16 protein-coding genes, 2 tRNA genes and 2 pseudogenes are annotated in these 21,100 nt (G+C 67.6%); 13 read left to right on the top strand and 7 right to left on the bottom strand.

From position 1 onward, the window contains the following. Nucleotides 1–69 precede the first annotated feature (69 nt). Nucleotides 70–954 carry a crotonase/enoyl-CoA hydratase family protein gene (locus K8940_RS04865; protein ID WP_223393394.1) on the bottom strand — a complete coding sequence of 295 codons (885 nt, stop codon included), beginning with the start codon at nucleotides 952–954 and terminating at the stop codon, nucleotides 70–72. 62 nt (nucleotides 955–1,016) lie between these two features. After that, nucleotides 1,017–2,351, bottom strand: coding sequence for a cytochrome P450 (locus K8940_RS04860; protein ID WP_223393393.1), 1,335 nt, complete (start codon nucleotides 2,349–2,351; stop codon nucleotides 1,017–1,019). A gap of 168 nt (nucleotides 2,352–2,519) precedes the next feature. On the opposite strand from K8940_RS04860, the gene K8940_RS04855 reads away from it, so the two are divergent. The 6 genes from K8940_RS04855 (at nucleotide 2,520) to K8940_RS04830 (ending at nucleotide 8,778) form a co-directional block, all read left to right on the top strand. Then, nucleotides 2,520–4,187 carry a GMC family oxidoreductase gene (locus tag K8940_RS04855; RefSeq protein WP_223393392.1) on the top strand — a complete coding sequence of 556 codons (1,668 nt, stop codon included), beginning with the start codon at nucleotides 2,520–2,522 and terminating at the stop codon, nucleotides 4,185–4,187. Between the two features lie 18 nt (nucleotides 4,188–4,205). Then, nucleotides 4,206–5,744, top strand: a complete 1,539-nt coding sequence (locus K8940_RS04850) for an acyl-CoA synthetase (protein WP_223393391.1) — start codon at nucleotides 4,206–4,208, stop codon at nucleotides 5,742–5,744. 250 nt (nucleotides 5,745–5,994) lie between these two features. Further along, the gene (locus K8940_RS04845) at nucleotides 5,995–7,329 is read left to right on the top strand and encodes an Nramp family divalent metal transporter (protein ID WP_223393390.1); all 1,335 of its coding nucleotides are present in this window, start codon (nucleotides 5,995–5,997) and stop codon (nucleotides 7,327–7,329) included. Nucleotides 7,330–7,396: 67 nt separating this feature from the next. Next, nucleotides 7,397–7,846, top strand: a complete 450-nt coding sequence (locus K8940_RS04840) for a MaoC family dehydratase (RefSeq protein WP_223393389.1) — start codon at nucleotides 7,397–7,399, stop codon at nucleotides 7,844–7,846. A 126-nt stretch (nucleotides 7,847–7,972) separates the two neighbouring features. Next, nucleotides 7,973–8,290 (top strand): DUF1272 domain-containing protein, encoded by a 318-nt coding sequence (locus K8940_RS04835; protein ID WP_223393388.1) that lies wholly within the window; start codon nucleotides 7,973–7,975, stop codon nucleotides 8,288–8,290. 14 nt (nucleotides 8,291–8,304) lie between these two features. Further along, nucleotides 8,305–8,778 carry an OsmC family protein gene (locus tag K8940_RS04830; protein ID WP_223393387.1) on the top strand — a complete coding sequence of 158 codons (474 nt, stop codon included), beginning with the start codon at nucleotides 8,305–8,307 and terminating at the stop codon, nucleotides 8,776–8,778. On the opposite strand, the gene K8940_RS04825 is transcribed toward K8940_RS04830, so the two are convergent. Next, nucleotides 8,775–9,215 carry a GFA family protein gene (locus K8940_RS04825; RefSeq protein WP_223393386.1) on the bottom strand — a complete coding sequence of 147 codons (441 nt, stop codon included), beginning with the start codon at nucleotides 9,213–9,215 and terminating at the stop codon, nucleotides 8,775–8,777. The two genes, K8940_RS04830 and K8940_RS04825, sit on opposite strands and share 4 nt — an antisense overlap. 108 nt (nucleotides 9,216–9,323) lie before the next feature. Between K8940_RS04825 and K8940_RS04820 the strand changes: the two genes are divergently transcribed. Continuing rightward, the gene (locus tag K8940_RS04820) at nucleotides 9,324–11,249 is read left to right on the top strand and encodes a M1 family metallopeptidase (RefSeq protein ID WP_223393385.1); all 1,926 of its coding nucleotides are present in this window, start codon (nucleotides 9,324–9,326) and stop codon (nucleotides 11,247–11,249) included. A 52-nt stretch (nucleotides 11,250–11,301) separates the two neighbouring features. Here K8940_RS04820 and K8940_RS04815 read toward each other — a convergent pair. Both K8940_RS04815 and K8940_RS04810 read right to left on the bottom strand, forming a co-directional pair. Further along, nucleotides 11,302–11,495: pseudogene (locus tag K8940_RS04815) on the bottom strand (CsbD family protein); the annotation flags it as partial. Between the two features lie 86 nt (nucleotides 11,496–11,581). Continuing rightward, nucleotides 11,582–12,543 (bottom strand): annotated as a pseudogene (locus K8940_RS04810) (trypsin-like serine peptidase). Nucleotides 12,544–12,563: 20 nt separating this feature from the next. On the opposite strand from K8940_RS04810, the gene K8940_RS04805 reads away from it, so the two are divergent. The 3 genes from K8940_RS04805 (at nucleotide 12,564) to K8940_RS04795 (ending at nucleotide 17,188) form a co-directional block, all read left to right on the top strand. Beyond that, nucleotides 12,564–14,756, top strand: coding sequence for a S9 family peptidase (locus tag K8940_RS04805; RefSeq protein ID WP_223393384.1), 2,193 nt, complete (start codon nucleotides 12,564–12,566; stop codon nucleotides 14,754–14,756). After that, on the top strand, nucleotides 14,753–15,304 hold the full coding sequence (locus K8940_RS04800; RefSeq protein ID WP_223393383.1) for a GNAT family N-acetyltransferase: 552 nt from the start codon (nucleotides 14,753–14,755) through the stop codon (nucleotides 15,302–15,304). The genes K8940_RS04805 and K8940_RS04800 overlap by 4 nt, the downstream gene beginning before the upstream one ends. 75 nt (nucleotides 15,305–15,379) lie before the next feature. Continuing rightward, entirely contained in the window at nucleotides 15,380–17,188 is a 1,809-nt protein-coding gene (locus K8940_RS04795) for an ATP-binding protein (RefSeq protein ID WP_223393382.1), read from the top strand. A gap of 96 nt (nucleotides 17,189–17,284) precedes the next feature. On the opposite strand, the gene K8940_RS04790 is transcribed toward K8940_RS04795, so the two are convergent. Then, the gene (locus K8940_RS04790; RefSeq protein ID WP_223393381.1) at nucleotides 17,285–17,716 is read right to left on the bottom strand and encodes a MucR family transcriptional regulator; all 432 of its coding nucleotides are present in this window, start codon (nucleotides 17,714–17,716) and stop codon (nucleotides 17,285–17,287) included. A gap of 414 nt (nucleotides 17,717–18,130) precedes the next feature. On the opposite strand from K8940_RS04790, the gene K8940_RS04785 reads away from it, so the two are divergent. Next, the gene (locus tag K8940_RS04785) at nucleotides 18,131–18,418 is read left to right on the top strand and encodes a DUF1330 domain-containing protein (protein ID WP_223393380.1); all 288 of its coding nucleotides are present in this window, start codon (nucleotides 18,131–18,133) and stop codon (nucleotides 18,416–18,418) included. A 76-nt stretch (nucleotides 18,419–18,494) separates the two neighbouring features. On the opposite strand, the gene K8940_RS04780 is transcribed toward K8940_RS04785, so the two are convergent. Beyond that, nucleotides 18,495–18,568, bottom strand: a tRNA-Gln gene (locus tag K8940_RS04780). 165 nt (nucleotides 18,569–18,733) lie between these two features. On the opposite strand from K8940_RS04780, the gene K8940_RS04775 reads away from it, so the two are divergent. Both K8940_RS04775 and sppA read left to right on the top strand, forming a co-directional pair. Then, a tRNA-Pro gene (locus K8940_RS04775) sits at nucleotides 18,734–18,810 on the top strand. A gap of 174 nt (nucleotides 18,811–18,984) precedes the next feature. Continuing rightward, nucleotides 18,985–20,772, top strand: a complete 1,788-nt coding sequence (gene sppA / locus K8940_RS04770) for a signal peptide peptidase SppA (protein WP_223393379.1) — start codon at nucleotides 18,985–18,987, stop codon at nucleotides 20,770–20,772. Nucleotides 20,773–21,100 lie beyond the last annotated feature (328 nt).

Below are 21,100 nucleotides of genomic sequence, written 5' to 3'. Positions count from 1 at the left end.
TCGCCCCAAGGCCCCCTCCACCGCCGTTCGGCGGTCCCCCTCCCCCTAAGGGGGAGGAGAGAGGGGAACTCAGCGGAATTCCGGCTCCCGCCACTCCGGCCAGATGTCGGGGACATCGGTCGACACCTTGTTCGGATAGACCGGCGCGCGCTTTTCCAGGAACGAGGTCACGCCCTCCTTGGCGTCGCCCGAGGCGCCGCGCGACTGGATGGCGCGGCTGTCGGCCTTGTGGGCCTCCATCGGGTGCGAAGCGCCGGCCATGCGCCACAGCAGCTGGCGGGTCAGGGCCACCGAGACGGGGGCGGTGTTGTCGGCGATCTCGCGGGCCAGGGCGCGGGCGGCGGGCAACAGTTCGTCGGGCGCGTGCAGCGACCGGACGAGCCCCTTCTCCAGCGCCTCGGTCGCCGGGAAGACGCGGCCGGTGTAGCACCACTCCAGCGCTGTCTGCAGGCCGACCAGGCGCGGCAGGAACCAGCTGGAGGCGGCCTCGGGATTGATCCCCCGGCGGGCGAAGACGAAGCCGAACTTGGCCTCGGTCGAGGCCAGGCGGATGTCCATCGGCAGCTGCATGGTCACGCCAACCCCGACCGCCGCGCCGTTGATCGCGCCGATGATCGGCTTCAGGCTGTCGTACATCCGCAGGGTCACGCGGCCGCCGCCGTCGCGATAGACGTCGCCGACCTTGCCCTCCTCGCGCTCGATGGCCTGGGGCGAGGTGCGGTCGAAGGTGGCCCCGCCACCGCCGAGGTCGGCCCCCGCGCAGAACGCCCGGCCCGCGCCGGTGATGATCACCGCCTTCACCGCGTCGTCGGCGTCGGTGACGTCGAACACCTCGATCAGGTCCTTCATCATCCGGGCGGTGAAGGCGTTCATCCGCTCCGGACGGTTCAGGGTGATCGTCGCGATCCCTTCCTCAACGTCGTACAGGATAGTCTCGAAGGTCGGTTGCGACATGGCGGCGGTTTCCTCGTGATTTTCGAACAGTCAAACACGCGTATGAAATCGCGGCAACCGCCCTACCCCCGCTTCACCCCCAGCTTGCTGATCGCGTGCACGAAGTTGTTCGGCGCGATCTCGATGTTCCCCGTCCACGTCAGGTCCGGGAACCGCGCCAGGATCTGGCGGTAGGCCTCCTCCAGCTGGATCTGGGCCACGCGCTTGCCGATGCAGGTGTGGGGGCCGTAACCAAAGGCGATGTGCTTGCCCGCATTGGCGCGGGTGACGTCCAGCTGGTCGGGGTTCTCGAACATGGCCGGATCGCGGTTGGCCGCGCCGTAGTACATGATCGCCTTCTCGCCCTCGCGGATCAGCTGGCCATTGACCTCGACGTCGCGCGCGGCCGTGCGGCGCATGTAGATCACCGGGCTGACCATGCGGATGAACTCGTCGACCGCCCCGGAGAGCAGCGAGGGATCGTCGATCAGCCGCTGCTTCTGGTCCGGGAACTCGGTCAGCAGCTTCATCGCGCCCGACAGGGTGTTGCGGGTGGTGTCGTTGCCGGCGAACACGATCAGCAGCCACGAGCCGTCCAGATATTCGTCCGACAGCACCGAGCCGTCGACCTGGGCGCGGGCGATCGCGGTCATCAGGTCTTCCTTCGGATCCTGCCGCCGCTTGTGCAGCATGGTCCGGCCGTACTCGAACATCTCCTCGACGTTGTTGTTGAAGTCCATGACGAACTGCATGAGCTCCAGCGTCGGCTGAATCGGCGCGGTCGCCTGCTGCACCGCCAGGTCCTGGGCGCGCTCCAGGTAGTGCATCCAGGTCAGGAACTTCTTCCGGTCCTCGGGCGGCACGCCCAGGATCTCGCACAGGGTGAACAGCGGCAGGACCGAGCTGAAGTGCTCGACCATGTCGATCTCGGCGCCGCCGGCCAGCAGCGGCTCCATTTCGTCCAGCAGGCGGGTCACCTCGCCCTTCACCCGCTCGGTCAGGCCGCGCAGATAGGCCGGGGTGAAATAGGGCATGTGCTCGCGGCGCAGCTGCAGGTGATGCGGCGCATCGAGGTTGATCATGGTGTCCATCGACGCCCGGAACAGCAGGGCGTGGCGGCGGTCCGGGGGTCCCATCGACATCAGGATGCCGCCGCGCTGGGACGAGAAGGTCTCCGGATCGCCGTTGACCCGCTGGACGTCCTCGTAGCGGGTCAGGGCCCAAAAGCCCGGCCCGCCGAACGGTTCGGGATGCCACATGACCGGCGCCTCCCGGCGCATCCGCGCGAAGTCGGCCCAGGGTTGGCCGTTGGCGAAGCGGAAGATGTCGGCCAGGTCGACGCCGCTCAAGGTCGGATAGGTCGGCGGCGCGCCGGGGCCGGCCACGCCGTCCACTACTGTCTGGCTGATCAGGTCCATCGCGCGTCCATCCCATGAACATTGTTCTTTGGCCCAACGATAACCCGGAAAGCCGTCGGACCAACGGCGCCGCGACGGCAACTTGCGCGATCGCGGAAGGTGGGCGCATGCTCTCAACTGAACACTGATCACGCGGAAAACACGCGCGACGGTGAAGGGAGAGAGGCGATGACCGGGATCATCGAGGCCGACTACGTGATCGTGGGCGCGGGCTCGGCTGGCTGCGTGCTGGCGGCGCGGCTGTCCGAGGGCGGCAAGTTCAAGGTTCTGCTGCTGGAAGCCGGCGGCGACGACCGCCCAACCAAGAACCTTGGCCAATTCGCCTCGAACCTGATGATCCACATCCCGGTCGGCTACTCCTCGACCTTGAAGGATCCCAAGGTCAACTGGCTCTACACCACCGAGCCCGACCCCGGCACGGGCGGGCGCACCCACGTCTGGCCGCGCGGCAAGGTGCTGGGCGGCTCGTCCTCGATCAACGGCCTGCTCTACATCCGCGGCCAGCATGCCGACTATGACGGCTGGCGGCAGCTGGGCTGCGAGGGCTGGGGCTGGGACGACGTCGCCCCCTACTTCCGCCGCGCCGAGCACCAGGAGCGCGGCGGCTGCGACTGGCACGCCACGGGCGGCCCGCTGAACGTCTCGGACGTGACGACCAAGCACCCGGTCTCGGACGCGGTGATCGAGGCCTGCGAGCAGGCCGGCATCCCGCGCAACGACGACGTCAACGGCTCGTCCCAGGAGGGCGCGACCTACTACCAGCTGACGGTCAAGAACGGGCAGCGCTGCTCGGCGGCGGTCGCCTACCTGCACCCGGCCATGAACCGCCCGAACCTGCAGGTCGAGACCAACGCCCTGGCCGGCCGCGTCCTGTTCGAGGGCCGCCGGGCGACCGGCGTCGAGTTCACCCAGAACGGCGTCAAGCGCGTGGCCATGGCTCGCGCGGAGGTGATCCTGGCCGGCGGGGCGATCAACTCGCCTCAGCTCTTGCAGCTGTCGGGCGTCGGCCCGGCCGAGCTCTTGATCCGCAACGGCGTGCCCGTGGTCGCCGACCTGCCTGGCGTCGGGGAGAACCTGCAGGACCACTACGTGATGAGCGTGCGCTATCGGCTGAAGGCCGGCGTCGTCTCGGTCAACGAGCAGTCCAAGGGCGGCCGCCTGGCCGGCGAGGCGCTGCGCTACCTGTTCCAGCGAAAGGGCCTGCTGACCCTTTCGGCCGCGCACATCGCCGCGTTCTGTAAATCTCGACCGGATCTCGCAGGACCGGACATCCAGTTCCACATCCTGCCCGCGACCATGGACCTGGACAAGCTGGTCAACGAGCAGAAGATGGAGCTGGAGGACCTGCCGGGCCTGACCATCGCCCCCTGCCAGCTGCGCCCGGAGAGCCGCGGTCACATCCGCATCAAGTCGGCCGATCCGGCGGAGTATCCCAGCATCTTCGCCAATTACCTGGCCGATCCGCTGGACCAGGAGGTCGCCGTCGCCGGCCTGAAGTGGGCGCGCAAGATCGGCGAGGCCCCGGCCCTGTCGCCCTATGTCGACAGCGAGATCAATCCGGGCGGTGAGTTCCGCACGGACTCGCAGTTGCTGGACTACGCGCGCCTGTCGGGCTCGACGATCTATCACCCGGTCGGCACCTGCCAGATGGGTCACGGGCCGATGGCCGTGGTCGACGCTCAGCTGCGCGTGCGCGGGCTGGAGGGCCTGCGCGTCGTCGACGCCTCGGTCATGCCGCGCCTCGTCTCGGGCAACACCAACGCCCCCACCATCATGATCGCCGAGAAGGCCGCCGACATGATCCGCGAGGCGGCCCGCGCGCCGGTCGCGGCCTAGAATTCAAGAGGTATCGCCATGCACCCCTACCTCCACGCCCAAGCCCAAGGCGACAAACCGGCCTACATCATGGCCGGCTCCGGCGAGGTCGTGACCTACGCCCAGCTGGACGCGCGCTCGAACCAGGGGGCGCATCTGTTCCGCTCTCTGGGCCTGAAGGCCGGCGACGTCATCGCCATCCTGATGGAGAACAACGCCCGCTCCTTCGAGGTCGCCTGGGCCGCCCAGCGGGCGGGCCTCTATTTCGTCTGCGTCTCGACCAAGCTGACGGCGGGCGAGGTCGAGTACATCCTCAAGGACTGCGGGGCCAAGGTGTTCGTCACCTCGGTGGCCATGGGTCCGCTGATCGACGAGGTCGCCCGGCTGGTCCCGAACCTGACCCTGTTCGCCGTCGGCGGTCCGCACGGCGCCTACGCCGATCTGGGCGCGGCCCTCGCCGACCAGCCGACGACGCCGATCGCCGACGAGACGGCCGGCTCGGACATGCTCTATTCGTCCGGCACCACGGGCCGGCCCAAGGGCGTCAAGCCGGCGCTCAGCGGCGGCCCCATCGACGCGCCCAACGCCCTGCAGATGATGGCCCAAGGCCTGTTCGGCTTCAGCGGCGACAGCGTCTACATCTCGCCCGCCCCGCTCTACCACGCCGCCCCGCTGCGCTGGTGCATGACCGTCCACAAGCTGGGCGGCACGGTGATCGTGATGGAGAAGTTCGATCCCGAGACGGCCCTGGCCCTGATCGAGACGCACAAGGTCAATTGCGGCCAGTTCGTCCCGACCCACTTCGTGCGGATGCTGAAGCTGCCCGAGGACGTCCGGGCGAAATACGACGTCTCGTCGATGAAGTCGGCGGTCCACGCCGCCGCCCCCTGCCCCGTGCCGGTCAAGGAACAGATGATCGGCTGGTGGGGACCGGTGATCTACGAGTACTACGCCGGCACCGAGGGCAACGGCTTCTGCTGGATCAATTCCGACAACTGGCTGGCCCACAAGGGCAGCGTCGGCCAGGCGGTGCTGGGCGAGCTGCGCATCTGCGACGAGGCCGGCGACCCGCTCCCGCCCCGCACCGAGGGCGCGGTCTATTTCGCCAACGGCCCGGCGGTGAACTACCACAACGCCCCGGACAAGACCGCCGAGAGCTACAACCAGCACGGCTGGACCACCCTGGGCGACGTCGGTTGGGCCGACGAAGACGGCTATCTCTACCTGACCGACCGCAAGAGCTTCATGATCATCTCGGGCGGGGTGAACATCTATCCGCAGGAGATCGAGAACCTGCTGATCACCCACCCCAAGGTCGCCGACGCCGCCGTGGTCGGCGCGCCGTGCGAGGAAATGGGCGAACAGGTGGTGGCCGTCATCCAGCCGATGGACCCGGCCGAGGACCAGACGGCCCTGGCCGCCGAGCTGATGGCCTTCGCCCGCGCCAATCTCAGCCACGTGAAGTCGCCCAGGCGCATCGACTTCATGGCCGAGCTGCCCAGGCACCCCACGGGCAAGCTCTACAAGCGGCTGATCCGGGATGGGTATTGGGGCAAGAGCGAGAGCCGGATCGTCTAGGGCCGCGCGCGCCGGGCGGCTAGCCCCGGCGTGTCGCTCGCCGGGGCCGCCGCCAGGGATCGGGCGGACTCGCCGGGGACCGGGGAGACACGGGGCGAGTTCCAGCGGAAGAGCTGCCCGACCGCCATTGTTCCGCTACGGAAGCCTTCAACGCGCAAATCGGCTGGATTCGCTCAAGAGGCGAGCACCAGCGCCCAGCTTGTCGGCGCCAGGGCTGACAATCCCGGCGACGCGCCCCTAACTAGGCCGCATGTTCGCCGCCCTGCTCGACCGCCTTCCCAAAACCGCCACCGCGCCGTTCTGCCCGTCCGAGGTGCGGGGCGCGGTGACCGTGCCCGACGGCCTGCCGACCTGGAAACGGATGTTGCGGGTGGCGGGCCCGGGCCTGTTGGTCAGCGTCGGCTACATGGACCCCGGCAACTGGGCGACCGACATCGAGGCTGGCTCGCGCTACGGGACCAGCCTGCTGTTCGTGGTGGTGCTGTCCAGCCTGGCGGCGATCGTGCTGCAGACCCTGTCGATGCGGCTGGGCCTGGTCACCGGCAAGGACCTGGCTCGAATGTCGCGCGAGCGGTTCGGGCCGAGAACGGTCAAGGTCCAGTGGCTGCTGGCCGAGCTGGCCATCATCGCTTGCGACATCGCCGAGGTGCTGGGCAGCGCCCTGGCCTTCAAGCTGCTGCTGGGCATACCGCTGTGGGCCGGGGTGCTGCTGACGGCGCTGGACACGGTCATCGTGCTGGGCCTGAAGGGCAAGGGCTTCCGGCAACTGGAGGCGATCATCCTGGGCCTGATCTCGACGGTCGGGATCTGCTTTCTGGTCCAGCTGATCCTGGCCCCGCCGAACGCTGGTGACGTCGCGCGCGGTCTTGTGCCGTCGCTGTCGGCGCTTCAACAGGGCAACGCCCTCTACCTGGCTATCGGCATCCTGGGCGCGACGATCATGCCGCATAATCTCTATCTGCACTCGGCGATCGTGCAGACGCGGGTGACCCCGGCCGACGAGCCGGGCAAGCGGGCCGCCATCCGTCTGTCGACAATCGACACCGTCGTTTCGCTGTTGCTGGCCCTGCTGATTAACGCCGCCATCCTGATCCTGGCGGCCTCGGCCTTCCATGGCTCGGGCCTCACGGAGGTGGCCGGCATCGAGGAGGCCCACCAGCTTCTGGCCCCGATCACCGGCGGCGCACTGGCCGGGGTGCTGTTCGCCGTCGCCCTGTTCGCCTCGGGCCAGAGCTCGACCTTCACCGGCACCATCGCCGGCCAGGTGATCCTGGAGGGCTTCCTGGACCTGAAGATCCCCTGCTGGCAGCGGCGGCTGATCACCCGGGGCCTGGCCATCGTCCCGGCCCTGATCGGGGTTCTCACACTGGGCGAGCATTCGGTCGGCAAGCTGCTGGTTTTGACCCAGGTGGTGCTGAGCGCCCAGTTGCCGTTCGCCATCTGGCCGCTGCTGCGCTTCACCGACAACCAGGCGCTGATGGGGCCCTTCGCCAATGGCTGGATGACCAAGACGGTGGCCTGGTTCCTGTTCGTGGTGATCTCGGCGGCCAACGTCTGGCTGGTGGTTTCGACCTTCTCCGGTTGACCTGAACGGCTCTGGCTGGTCTCTAACCAAACAACTGTTTGCCAGAGTGTTTGGGGAGAAACGCATCATGAAGGAAGTCGCCTACGCCGACGTCGCCGGCCTGGTCGGCCAGGAGATCGGGGTGTCGGACTGGGTCGAGGTCACCCAGGAGCGCGTCAACCTGTTCGCCGAGGCCACTGGCGACCACCAGTGGATCCACGTCGATGTCGAGCGCGCCACCCGCGAGATCGGCGGCCCGATCGCCCACGGCTACCTGACCCTGTCGCTGATCCCGATGCTGGGCGCCGACATCCTGCGCGTCACGGGCGTCACGCGCGGCATCAACTATGGCTGCGACAAGGTCCGCTTCACCGGCATGGTCCGGGTCGGCAAGCGCGTGCGCATGCGCCAGAAGCTGCTTTCGGCCGAGCCCAAGTCGGGCGGCCTGCAGATGAAGAACGAGTGCACCATCGAGATCGAGGGCGAGGAGCGCCCGGCCTGCGTGGCCGAGACGATCTCGGTGATCTACGGGGCCTGATCCAGCCCATCTTCCCGTGTCATCCCGGCCGCAGCGAAGCGGAGTCCCGGGATGACACGCTGGATTTGGCGTAAATCGAGGGATAGCCGTCATTTCGCGGCCCCTCCCCGCGCGCTAGCCAGGCGCATGCTCGAACTGCGCCCCAACTGCGAACTGTGCGACGTCGATCTGCCGCCGGACGCCATAAACGTTCGGATCTGCAGCTACGAGTGCACCTACTGCGCCGCATGCGCCGACGAGGTGCTGAAGAACGTCTGCCCGACCTGCGGCGGCGGCCTGGCGCCTCGCCCCGTCCGACCCCGGCAGGCCTACCACCATCCGCATATTTCACTCGGCCTGGGCTTCCATCCAGCGAGCGACGTGCGCAAACACAGCCGCTGGAGTCGGGACCAGATCGCCGCCATGACCGCGCGGCTGAAGGACGTCCCGCCCCAGGACCGGTGAAGGAGGAGCGCCAGATGGCCAAGCAGCACGACTACACCAGCCTGATCGAATGGACGGGCGATCGCGGCCAGGGCACGCGCACCTATCGCGGCTATGACCGCACCTGGACCATCGCCACGCCCGGCAAGCCGCCGGTGGCGTGCTCCAACGACCCGTTGCTGGGCGGCGACCCGACCCTGCACAATCCCGAGGACCTGCTGCTGTCCTCGCTCTCCGCCTGCCACATGCTTTGGTACCTGCACCTGGCCAGCAGCGCCGGGATCGTCGTGCGCGGCTATCGTGACCAGCCGGTCGGCGTGGGCGAAAGCACGCCCGACGGCGCCGGCCGCTTCCTGCGCGCGACCCTGAAGCCGCACATCCTGGTCCAGCGCGGCGCCGACCTGGCCAAGGCCGACGCGATCCACCACGAGATCCACAAGGTCTGCTTCATCGCCCGCTCGGTGAACTTCCCGGTCGACTACGCGGCGACCTACGAGGAGGTGGACTAGTCCTTGGGCCGGGGCGGCATTTTGGAAAAGTTGAACCGCGCCGGTGGCGGCTCGACCCAGGGCGCGGCTTCGCTGAGATAGACGTTGGATATGGCCTTGAAGGTCGAAGGGTCGGCGAGGGTGGCGGCGAAGACGTTCATGTGCCCGGTCCCGGCGGCCGACTGGGCGAACATCCGGGTCCCACACGCCGCGCAATGCCAGGTGGTCACTTGGTGGCCAGCTTCGGACGGGCGGTGGAACGGCCGCGTCTCGCCCGCGAACGCGAAGCTCTCGGCCGGCACGGAGAAGGCCGAGACATAGGGCGCGCCGCTCAGCTTCTGGCAGGCTCGACAGTGGCAGTTCACCGACCAGAACGGCGCGGCGGAGCACACATAGGTCACCGCGCCGCATAGGCAGCTCCCCTCGATCGGCGGCGTCATTCCGGCCAAAGCGCGCATGTAGTGTCCTCCCCCCGCGATCCTCCAGGTCGGGGGCGCGACAGGCAAGACCGTTGCGCCGCCCGCGCCCTCGGGCGCATAGACGTTCCCCTCGCACAGGGAAGATCCATGACCTCGAAAGCTCGCGCCGTCCTGTTGTCGCTCCTGCTGTGCGGCGTCGCCGCGCCCGTGCTGGCCCAGACGGCGAAGAGGGCCCAGACGCCGCCCGTTCCCGCGATCCTGGCGACGCCCGAGGCGCGCGACATCCACTCCTACGCCCAGCCGCTGGTCGCGCGGGTCACCCATGTCGACCTGGACCTGACCGCCGACTTCGTCGGTCACAAGATGACCGGCACGGCCGCCCTCGACATCGCCGCCGCGCCGGGCGCGAAAGAGGTGATCCTCGACACCAAGGGCCTGGTCATCCACGGCGTCACCGACGCCAAGAGCAAGGCCCTGCCCTGGAGCCTGGGCAAGGCCGACCCGATCCTGGGCGCGCCGCTGACGGTCCAACTGAATGGCGCCAAGCGCATCGTCGTCGCCTACGACAGCGCGCCCGGCGGCGCCGCGCTACAATGGCTGACCCCCTCGCAGACGGCCGGCAAGAAGTCGCCCTACCTGTTCAGCCAGGGCGAGGCGATCCTGAACCGCAGCTGGATCCCCACCCAGGACAGTCCGGGCGTCCGCCAGACCTGGACCGCCCGCATCGTCGCGCCCAAGGGGCTTAAGGCGGTGATGAGCGCCCGGATGCTGACGCCCAACGGCGAACCGCTGCCTGGTAAACTTGGGGCCGACGGTTCCCGCGCCTATCGCTTCAGCATGGACAAGCCGGTCGCCTCCTACCTGATCGCCATCGCGATCGGCGACCTGACCTTCACCCCGCTGGGCAAGCGCACGGGCGTCTATACCGAGCCCTCGGTGATGAAGAAGACCGCCAACGAGCTGGTCGATGTCGAGAAGATGGTCGCCGCCGCCGAGAGCCTCTACGGCCCCTACGCCTGGGGTCGCTATGACCTGCTGGTCCTGCCGCCGTCGTTCCCGTTCGGCGGCATGGAGAACCCGCGCCTGACCTTCGCCACCCCGACCATCATCGCCGGCGACCGCTCGCTGGTCAGCCTGGTGGCGCACGAACTGGCCCACTCGTGGTCGGGCAACCTGGTCAACAACGCCACCTGGTCGGACTTCTGGCTGAACGAGGGCTTCACCGACTATTTCGAGAACCGGATCATGGAGACGCTTTACGGCAAGCCGCGCGCCGACATGCTGGCCGATCTGGGCTGGAGCGACCTGCAGGCCGCCATCAAGGACGCCGGCGGTCTGAGCGGCGCCGACACCCGCCTACACCTCGATTTGACCGGCCGTGACCCCGACGACGGCATGACCGACATCGCCTATCAGAAGGGCGCGACCTTCCTGCGCACCATCGAGAAGGCCGTCGGCCGGCCGCGCTGGGACGCCTATCTCAAGAGCTACTTCGCCCGCCACGCCTTCCAGAGCCAGACCACGGCCGGCTTCGTCGCCGATCTGCGCCAGAACCTGATCAAGGGCGATCCCAAGCTGGAAGCCGCTATTGGCATCGACCAGTGGGTCTATGAGGTCGGCCTGCCGGGCAACGCCGTGCATGTGAAGTCGGCCGCCTTCCCGGCGGTGGACGCCCTGGCCGCCGCCTACGCCCAGGGCGGCCCGGTCCCGCTGGCCAAGTGGAAGGTCTGGAGCACGCCCGAGCGCACCCGCTTCGTCGCCAGCCTGCCGAGAGCTCTGTCGACGGAGCGCCTAGCGACCCTGGATAAAGCCTTCGGTCTGTCGGCCCAGGGCAACAGCGAGATCCGCTTCGTTTGGCTGGAGCTGGCCGTCGCCAACCGCTACCAGCCGGCCGTCCCGTCGCTGGAAGCCTTCCTGACCGAGCAGGGCCGCCGCAAGTTCGTCGCGCCGCTGTTCAAGGACCTGATGGCCCAGGGCGACTGGGGCCAGCCGATCGCCAAGGCGCTCTACGCCAGGACCCGGCCGCTGTACCACGCCGTGACCCGCCAGACGGTAGACGGGATCGTCAAATAGCCTGAACGCAAAACGGCCGCCGGATCGCTCCGGCGGCCGCTTTTCCTAGTCGTAGCTCGGCGTTCAGCGCTTGATCGCGTCGCCGATCTTGTCCTGGGCCTTGCCGACCTTGTTCTGCACGTCGCCCTTGGCCTTCTGGACGGCGCCTTCGGCTTCGAGGCGTTCGTTGCCCGTGGCCTTGCCGAACGCTTCCTTGACGGCGCCCGCGCCCTTGTCGATGGCGCCTTCGACACGATTGGTGCTCATGGCTCGCTCCTGATGTTGGTGTTGAAGTCCCAACAAGAACGGGCCGCGCGCCCCTAGCGTTCCGAGAAAACGGGCCGACAGACGGCTTAGTGCGACGCGCCCATGGCCAGGGCCGAGACCGCCGCCGCCGGGGTCGCGCCCGGCATGACCGGCTCGGGCTTGGTCGCTCGGGCCTGGGTGATCGGCGCGCCCGGAACCTTGTCCAGCATGGCCAGGGTCTCGCGGATGAACTTGGCGTGGGTGACGATGCCGATCTCCAGGCGCTCGCCCGACAGTTCGACCTGCTGGGTCAGCAGGCCGGCCACGAACTGGACCTCCTGGCTCTCGTTGGCGCCCGGCCGGCGGCGCGCGCCCTCGGCCATGAACACCGGGCCGCCCGAATTGCCGGGGAACACCGAGAAGTCCATCAGGAAGGTCGGGAAGTTGGTCGCCGGCGCCAAGGGGTAGGACGCAACGCGGCCCGAGCGCAGGATCGGAAAGCCAGCGGGATTGGCCGACAGACCGCGCGGGAAGCCCAGCGCCATCATCTCGTCGCCGGGGCCGAGGTTGAACTTGTTGAAGGTGTCGTCCTGCGCCAGGTAGTTCAGCGGGATCGCCGCCTTGACGAACTCCGGCGGGGCCTCGACCACCATGACCGCGACGTCGCGGGTCGGATGCTTGACCCACAGCGGATGGTCGCCGTCGCGGATCTTCAGGGTCTCTGGATCATAGCGCCAGACGGAGTCGCTGCCCTCGATGCGGTAGCCGATCTTGGCCGACATCGACGGCATCTTCTCGAAGACGTGGGCCGCGGTCACCAGGATGGTGCGCGGCTTGCCGTCCGGGGTCGGATCGGAAATGAGGAAGCCCGTGCCGACGGTCCGCGAACCGTCGCCCAGCGGCTGCTCAAGCTGAACCGTGGCCTTGATCAGGTCTACGGACAGATCCAACGGCATGACGCCCCCTTGGTTACGCTTAGCTACTACTCGTCGCCCGACTACGAAGTGAATTTGACCACAGGAATCTCGCACCGCAAGTTGTCGTTCTGACGCAGTCGCGCGTTGTGCAGGGTTACGGGGGATTTTGCGCATGAACCGTCGACAAATGATGACGAGCGGCGCAGCCGCGCTTACGTCTGCCCCCACGATCATGTCTGGAACAGCTTTCGGGTCACCCATGTCCGCCGACAACGCCGCACGTCCCACGCCGCCCGTCGCCAAGAAGGTCCCCAAGACCATCGAGCAGTTGGGGCGCACCCGTGTCGACGACTATGCCTGGATGAAGGACGACAACTGGCAGAAGGTCCTGCGCGACCCGACCCTGATCAAGGCCGACGTCAAGGAGCACCTGACCGCCGAGAACGCCTACACCAAGGCGATGCTGGCCTCGACCGAGGCGCTGCAGGCGAAAATGTTCGAGGAGATGAAGGGGCGCATCAAGGAGGACGACGCCAGCGTCCCCAGCAAGGACGGCCCCTTCGCGTACTACACCCGCTTCGAGAAGGGCGCGCAGCACCCGATTCACGCCCGCAAGCCTTCGGGCGGCGGGTCCGAGGAGGTCCTGCTGGACGAGGAGAAGGAGTCCAAGGGCAAGGCCTTCTACCAGGTCGGCGCGGCCGGACACTCGCCCGACCACAAGCTCTACGCCTGGGCCGTCGACGAGCAGGGCTCGGAAGTCTATCGCGTCCACGTCAAGGATCTGGCCAGCGGGACGGTGCTGGACAGCCCGGTGGAGAGCACCACCGGCGACTTCTGCTTCTCGCCCGACAGCCAGTGGCTGTTCTGGACGTTCCGCGACGACAACGGCCGTCCGGCCAAGATCTACCGCCGCCCGGCGCGCGGGACCGCCAAGGACGACGTGCTGATCTATGACGAGCCCGACGAGGGCTTCTTCATCGGCGTCGGCGTCACCAGTTCCGAGAAGTTCGTCGTCATCTCGTGCGGCAACCAGGAGACCAGCGAGGCGCTGATCATCCCGGCCTCGACCCCGACGGCGAGCCCGGTCGTGTTCCACCCCCGCGAGGTCGGCGTCCGCTACGAGGTCGAGCACTGGAACGACCATTGGGTGATCCGCACCAACGCCGACGGCGCCGTCGACTGGAAGTTGGTCACCGCGCCCGAGACCGCTACCGGCAAGGCGCACTGGAAGGACTGGATCGCCCACCAGCCGGGCCGCCTGATCTCCGGGACCATGGCCTTCAAGGCCTGGTTCGTGCGCCTGGAGAAGGTCGACGCCCTGAACCGCGTCACCGTCACCGCGACGGACGGGACCGAGCACGCCATCGCCTTCGACGAGGCCGCCTATGCCCTGAGCCTCGAGGGTGGCTACGAGTACGACACCGACAATCTGCGCTTCGTCTACAACTCGATGACCACGCCCCGGCAGTGGTTCGACTACGACATGAAGAGCCGCCAGCGGACCCTGCGCAAGACCCAGGAAATCCCCTCGGGTCACGATCCGGCCCAGTACGAGACCCGCCGCCTGAACGCCAAGGCCAGCGACGGGACCGACGTGCCGATCTTCATCCTGATGAAGAAGGGGACCAAGCTGGACGGCTCGGCGCCGCTGCTGCTGTACGGCTACGGCAGCTACGGCATCGCCATGGAGCCCAGCTTCTCGATCCGCAACTTCAGCCTGGTCGACCGCGGCTGGATCTGGGCCACGGCCTGCCCGCGCGGCGGCTCGGAAAAGGGCTGGGGCTGGTTCCTGGACGGCAAGAAGTTCAAGAAGAAGAACACCTTCACCGACTTCATCGCCTGCGCCGAACACCTGCACGCGGCCGGCTACGGCAAGCCCGCCAACACGGTGGCCTATGGCGGCTCGGCCGGCGGCCTCTTGATGGGCGCGATCACCAACATGCGGCCGGACCTGTTCTCCGGGATCATCGCCGCGGTGCCGTTCGTCGACGTGGTCAACACCATGAGCGACACGTCTCTGCCCCTGACCCCGCCGGAGTGGCCCGAATGGGGCAATCCGCTGGAGGACAAGGAAGCCTACGACTACATCGCCAGCTACAGCCCCTACGACAACGTGGCCGCCAAGGCCTATCCGGCGATCCTGGCCACCGGCGGCCTGTCGGACCCGCGCGTCACCTACTGGGAGCCCGAGAAGTGGGTCGCCAAGCTTCGCCCTGCCACGACCAGCGGCAAACCTGTCCTGCTGAAGATCAATATGGAGGCCGGGCACGGCGGGGCGTCCGGACGCTTTGACTTCCTCAAGGAGATCGCCTTGGACTACGCCTTCGCGGTGTGGGCGGTGGACAAGGGTTGGACCAAGGCGTGAGCTTAGTGATCAGGGCGTCGACCGACGCCGATGTGCCGGCGATCGCCGCCATCTATGCCTGGAACGTCCTGAACGGCCTGGGCACCTTCGAGGAAGTCCCGCCGGACGAGGCCGAGATGGGCCGCCGCCGCGCGGCCTTCCTCGACCGGGGCCTGCCCTATCTGGTCGCCGAGCTGGACGGCGAGGTGGCCGGCTATTGCTACGCCGGCCCGTTCCGACTGCGCGCGGCCTATCGCTACACGGTCGAGGACAGCGTCTATGTCTCGCCCAAGGCCGTGGGCAAGGGCGTGGGCAAGGCGCTGCTGAGCGAGCTGATCAAACAGTGCGAAGCGCTGGGCCTGCGCCAGATCTGCGCGGTGATCGGCGACAGCGGCAACGCCGCCTCGATCGGCCTGCACGCCGCCATGGGCTTCGCCAAACAGGGCGTCTTCCCCAGCATGGGCCACAAGTTCGGCCGCTGGGTCGACCTAGTCTGGATGCAGCGCTCCCTGAACGGCGGTGGCGACACGCCGCCCGACGCACCCGGAATGAGCCTCAGCGGCGTGTAAAAGTTCTGTCTTTCGAAGCAAGACTTAACCACTCTGCTGCTAGACTGCTTGGCTGGGGTAGGTCGGGAGCAGGTCTTGACGGCTTCGAAGACTGACGAGGGGCGGCCAGCCAAGATCGCGCTGATGCAGGCCTACGTGCCCATCGCGCGCGGCTACCTGATCGCGTCCGCGTTCTACTACGCCCTGATCAGCCTATCCCATCCTTTCTACGAGAAGGGCATCGCCCTGCTGGTGCTGGAAGGCCTGGCGGTCGGTTCGGCGCTGTACGCCTTCTGCGCCTGGGTCGTTCTTCGCCGCGGCCAGATCATGGGACACGCGCTGGAGGCGGTCATCCTTGGGATGAATGCGCTCTTCCTGACGAACACCATGGCCTACCAGGTCCTGCATTTCGAAGCGCAGAAGCTGTTCTACTTCGTCCTGATGGCCCTGGCCTTCGCGACGTCCGCCCCCAGCCGACGCGTCGCTCTGATCAGCGTGGCCGGCGCGATCGGCGGCCTGGTCTGGATGATGCGGCACACGTCCGAGGCCCTCATCACCCAGTTCCTGTTCCTGGGCCTGGCCGGCGCTTTCGCGTCGCTGGGGATCTCCGCCCTGATGCGCGGCGTCGTCGGCCGCGAGGTGCGCGCGCGCCTGGCCAGCGAGGCCCTGAACGCCGAGCTCGAGCGTGAGCTGGCCGAGAACCGCCGCCTGAAGATCGAGGCGCAGGGCCTGGCCCTCAGCGCCGAAACCGCCAACCGCGCCAAGACCGAGTTCCTGGCGACCATGAGCCACGAGATCCGCACCCCGCTGAACGGCGTGCTGGGCATGGCCCAGATCATGGCCTCCGGCGAGCTGGCGCCCGATCAGCGCCGCCGCCTCGACACCATCACCGCCTCGGGCCATTCGCTGCTCAGCGTGATCAACGCCGTCCTCGACATCTCCAAGGTCGAGGCCGGCAAGATGGACATCGTCCCCGCCCCGTTCGACCTCTCGGCCCACCTGGACGCGCTGCGGCAGCTCTACGGAGGCCTGGCTCGCGACAAGGACCTGGACTTCAGCCTCGAGATCGCGCCGTCGGCCGCCGGCTGGCGCCTGGGTGACGCCGAGCGCCTGCGCCAGGTGATGTCGAACCTGATCTCCAACGCCATCAAGTTCACCGAAGACGGCAGCGTGCGGGTGATCGTCGAGGGCGATGACCAGGACCTGACCGTGCGCGTCGTCGACACCGGTGTCGGCATCCCCGAGGACCAGCGCGACCGCCTCTTCACCAAGTTCGCCCAGTTGGACAGCTCCAGCACTCGCCGGGCCGGCGGCTCGGGCCTGGGCCTGGCCATCTGCAAGACCCTGGCCGAGCTGATGGGCGGGACGATCGCGTTCTCGCCCTCGCCCGAGGGCGGCGCCTGCTTCTCGGTGACCCTGCCGATGCCCGCGGTCGCGCCCGCCGCCTCGCCCGCCCCGGCCCTGGACATCGCCCCGCCCGAGGTCGAGGCTGGCGCGCCCAAGATCCTGGTGGTCGACGACAACCAGACCAATCGCGCCGTGCTGCTGACCCTGCTGGGCCACCTGGGCGTGGACGGCTATTTCGCGGTCGACGGCCGCGAGGCCGTGGCCATGTGGGAAAAGGACCACTGGGACGCGATCCTGATGGATATCCACATGCCGGTGATGGACGGCGTGGAGGCCAGCCAGACGATCCGCGCCGGCGAGCGCAGTTCAGGTCGTCCCCGCACCCCGATCATCGCCGTCACCGCCAGCGTCCTGACCCACGAACGCACGCTGTACGCCGAGGCGGGCATGGACGCCCTGGTGCCCAAGCCGGTCGAGATCCCGCGCCTGGTCGAGGCCCTGGCCAAGGTGCTGTCTCTGGACGTCGAGGGCCAAGCCGACACGCGCGGCGTGGCTTAGTTTCTCTTCTCCCGCGAGGGGAGAGGTCCCTGGAGACACAAAAAAGGGGACGCCCGCCGCGTCCCCTCTTCGTTTCTCGAAAGGCTTGAGAGTCGATCAGCCCTTGCGGCCGCGCGACGGCGCCTTGCCCTTGCGGCCGCCTTGGCCCAGGCCCAGGGCCTTGGCCATTTTCGAACGAGCCTCGCTGTAGGCGGGCGCGGTCGTCGGATAGTCGTTCGGCAGCCCCCACTTGGCCTTGTACTCCGCCACGGTCATGCCGTGGGTCGTCAGGTGGCGCTTCAGCGTCTTGTAAGGCTTGCCATCCTCGAAGCTGATCAGCGCTTCGGGCGTGATGCTCTTGCGGATTTGAGCCGGCGTGGCTTTGCTCACCGCTTCCACGGTCGGCGCGGGCGGCGCGCCAATACCAGCCAAGGCGTCATGCGTGGCCCGGATGAGCGCCGGAAGATCCGAAACCGGCGTCGAATTATTGGCCACATAGTTGGCCACGATTTCAGCGGTAAGCTCGATCAGGGTCGCTTTGTCTTCCACGATCATAACTCCATTCCCCTAGTGTGTCCGCAAATACACCCTCACCTCGAAAATACAAGTAGTTCGAGCAGAATTTCTGTTTCAATTCGTGAAGTACGGTAGCAATCGACTACGGATGCGCACGTTCGACGATCTGAATTTTCGTCAACTATACGCATGCAAACGTTGTTATCAGACACTTGAATCAGGCGCTCAACCCTTACGAGCGCCGATCTATCTCGCAACTGCGAACTGGACTTGAGGTCTATCAACAGGCGCGTGGACAAATACCGCATCCCGACACCTCGACGTCACGGCCGCACCCGGACCCCACGCTTTGTCGCTTTCCGGTGCGACCTCGTCGACTCGACCATTGCGCATCTGCACCTGACGGCGGAACGTTCGCACGCCGACATCCGGATTTTCGAGGCGTTTATGACCGTCTACGTCGTCGCACAGCTAAGCTTTACCGACGAAGCGCGCTATCGCCGCTACCAGGCCCGCTTTCCCGAGGCCTTCGCCGGTCACGGCGGCCGCGTCCTGGCCGCCGACGAGGCGCCCCAGGTGCTGGAGGGCGACTGGCCCTATTCGAAGCTGGTCATGCTGGCGTTCGATGACGAGGCGGCGGCGCGCGGTTTCCTGGACAGTCCGCTCTATCGCGAGATCTCGATCGACCGCGACGCGGGGGCCAGGACCACGGCGGTGCTGGCGCGGGGCGTCTGACCCAGCCCCCCCCGCAAGTCGGCGGCCGCCGCGCGGGGCGGCGCTTCCAGCAACGCTAAGTCTTCGAAGGGGGAAGTGGCTGGGGAACTAGGACTCGAACCTAGAATGACGGTACCAAAAACCGCAGTGTTACCATTACACCATTCCCCAGCAGGAACGGCGAGACCCTGTTGGGCCCGGCGAGGCGGTGGAGATAGCTCACGACTCGGATGGATGCAACAGGCCATTTCAGAAGTTTTTTCGGGCTCCCGCGCGAACCTCGAAAAAGGCGCTTGCGCCCCCCGAAACGGCCACCTATAAGGCCGGCCTCCAAGTCGGAGTGTGGCTCAGTCTGGTAGAGCACTGCGTTCGGGACGCAGGGGTCGCAGGTTCAAATCCTGCCACTCCGACCATTCCTCCCCCGCTAGCCAGAAGCGGGAAACCTGCCAAAAATACAGAAGCTTAGGCGCCGCGAAAGCGGCGCTTCGCCTATGTGGCGACCACGTCGCGATTCGTTGCGCGCTCTTCATTTGGTCGCAACCCGAACAGCGGTTAGCCTGTCGCCGGTTTCGCAAGCAGGACCTCCGATGAAGCAGTTCTTCCTGACCGTCGCCGGCGTCTTCGTCGGCCTTCTGTTGTTCGTGGTCGGAGTGCCCTTCCTGCTGATCGTGATGGCCGCCGGCGCCGCGCGCCCGGCGCCCGTTCCCGCCCACACCGTCCTGCAGCTGGACCTTCGCGACGGCCTCACCGACCAGGAGCCCAAGAGCCCCTTCGCGGCCCTCGGCGGCGGCGGCGGCGATTCGGTGATGTCGATCATCGAGACGCTGCGTCGCGCCGAGAAGGACGACAAGGTCCAGGGCGTCCTGGTGCGCCTGCCCGAGGGCGGCGTCGCCCCGGCCGCGGCCGACGAGCTGCGCCTGGCCTTCAAGCACTTCCGCGAGGTCGGCAAGAAGCCGATCTACGCCCACAGCCAGGGGCTCTATCCCTCGGGCATGATCACCTCGACCTACATGCTGGGCGCGGCGACCAGCGAGTTCTGGATGCAGCCCGACTCGAGCTTCCAGGCGGTCGGCGTCTCGACCGAGTCGATGTTCTTCAAGCGCTTCTTCGACAAGTACGGGGTCAAGGCCGAGTACGAGCAGCGCTACGAGTACAAGAACGCCGTGAACCCCTATCTCTATAGCGACTACACCCCGGCCCACCGGGAATCGACGCTGTCGTGGATGGGCTCGGTCTACCGCACCGCCCTGGTCAGCGCCGCCGTCGATCGCAAGCGCGACCCGGCCCTGCTGACCAAGACCCTCGAGGATGGCCCGTACAGCGCCCAGGAAGCCCAGGCCAAGGGCCTGATCGACAAGGTCGGCCAGGTCAGCGACATCCAGGCGTTCGCCCTGGAAAAGGCCGGCAAGGGCGCCAAGCTGCTCGACTTCGACGACTACGCCAGCCGCTCCAAGCCGCCGTCGGTCAAGACCGGCCCGGCCATCGCCGTGATCGGGGCCGAGGGCGCGATCGTCACCGGCGCGAGCGGCGGCGGCTCGCCGTTCGGCGGCGACAGCAACGTCTATTCCGACGACGTGGCCCAGGCCTTCCGCAACGCGGCCGAGGACAAGGACGTCAAGGCCATCGTCTTCCGCGTCTCCTCGCCCGGCGGCTCGGACACGGCGTCAGAACAGATCCTGGCGGCCATGAAGAGCGCCAAGGCGGCCGGCAAGCCCGTCGTCGTCAGCATGGGAACCTACGCGGCCTCGGGCGGCTACTGGATCTCCAGCCAGGCCAATTCGATCATCGCCGAGCCCTCGACCCTGACCGGCTCGATCGGCGTCTATGGCGGCAAGTTCGCCTTGGGCGACGCCCTGTCGCGCTTCGGCGTCGACACCAAGGACCTGCACGTCGGCGGGGACTATTCCCAGGCGTTCGGTTCGGCCGAGGGCTTCACCCCCGACCAGCGCGCCAAGTTCGCCGGCTGGATGGACCGGATCTACGCGGGCTTCATCAGCCGCGTGGCCGAGGGCCGCAAGCTGCCGCCCGAGCGCGTGCGCGAGATCGCCAAGGGCCGCGTCTGGACCGGCGAGCAGGCCAAGCAGCTGGGCCTGGTCGACGAACTGGGCGGTTTCTACGACGCGGTCGACAAGGCCAAGGCCCTGGCCAAGCTGAAGGACGACGTGCGCCTCAAGCGGGTGGATGGCGGCCAGTCGCCGTTCGAGGCCTTCGAGCGCCTGCTGGGCGTCAGCGAGACCTCCGCCAAGACCCTGGCGGCCGCCGCCTGGGTCCTGGGCGACCCGCGCTCGCAGGCGATCCTGGACGAGATGGCCCACGCCCGCCTTCGCGCCGCGCCGGGCGGGGCGTCGGTGCTGGCGGACACGCCGGTCCGGTAAGGCCGCTCTTATAAGAAGAAACGACGAGAAGGCCGTCCTGGAGCGCCAGGACGGCCTTTTTGCTAGGCCTTGAGCGGTAAGCCCCCTTTCCCATGAGAAAGGGCTTTGGGCGCACCGAGCTCGACCGCCCATCCTGGCCGCAAGTCCCGACCGGCCACGTACGGCCGCCCGTCGTCGAAGGCGGCCCGTCCCTGCGCGGGCGTCGAGATCGGGCTTGTCCATCATTCCCGCGGCGATCGCCTGGCGCGGACGTCGAAGGCGTTCTCCAGGCGGAAGGCCAGCAGGCAGCCCGGCCTACCCCTCCGCCCCACCCCCCCCCTCAGCCCAA

It is taken from the genome of Caulobacter segnis (assembly GCF_019931575.1).
GTDB lineage: Bacteria > Pseudomonadota > Alphaproteobacteria > Caulobacterales > Caulobacteraceae > Caulobacter > Caulobacter segnis_C.
The sequence above is the reverse complement of the archived record's forward strand: the minus strand, read 5'-3'. Positions and strand labels throughout refer to the sequence as shown.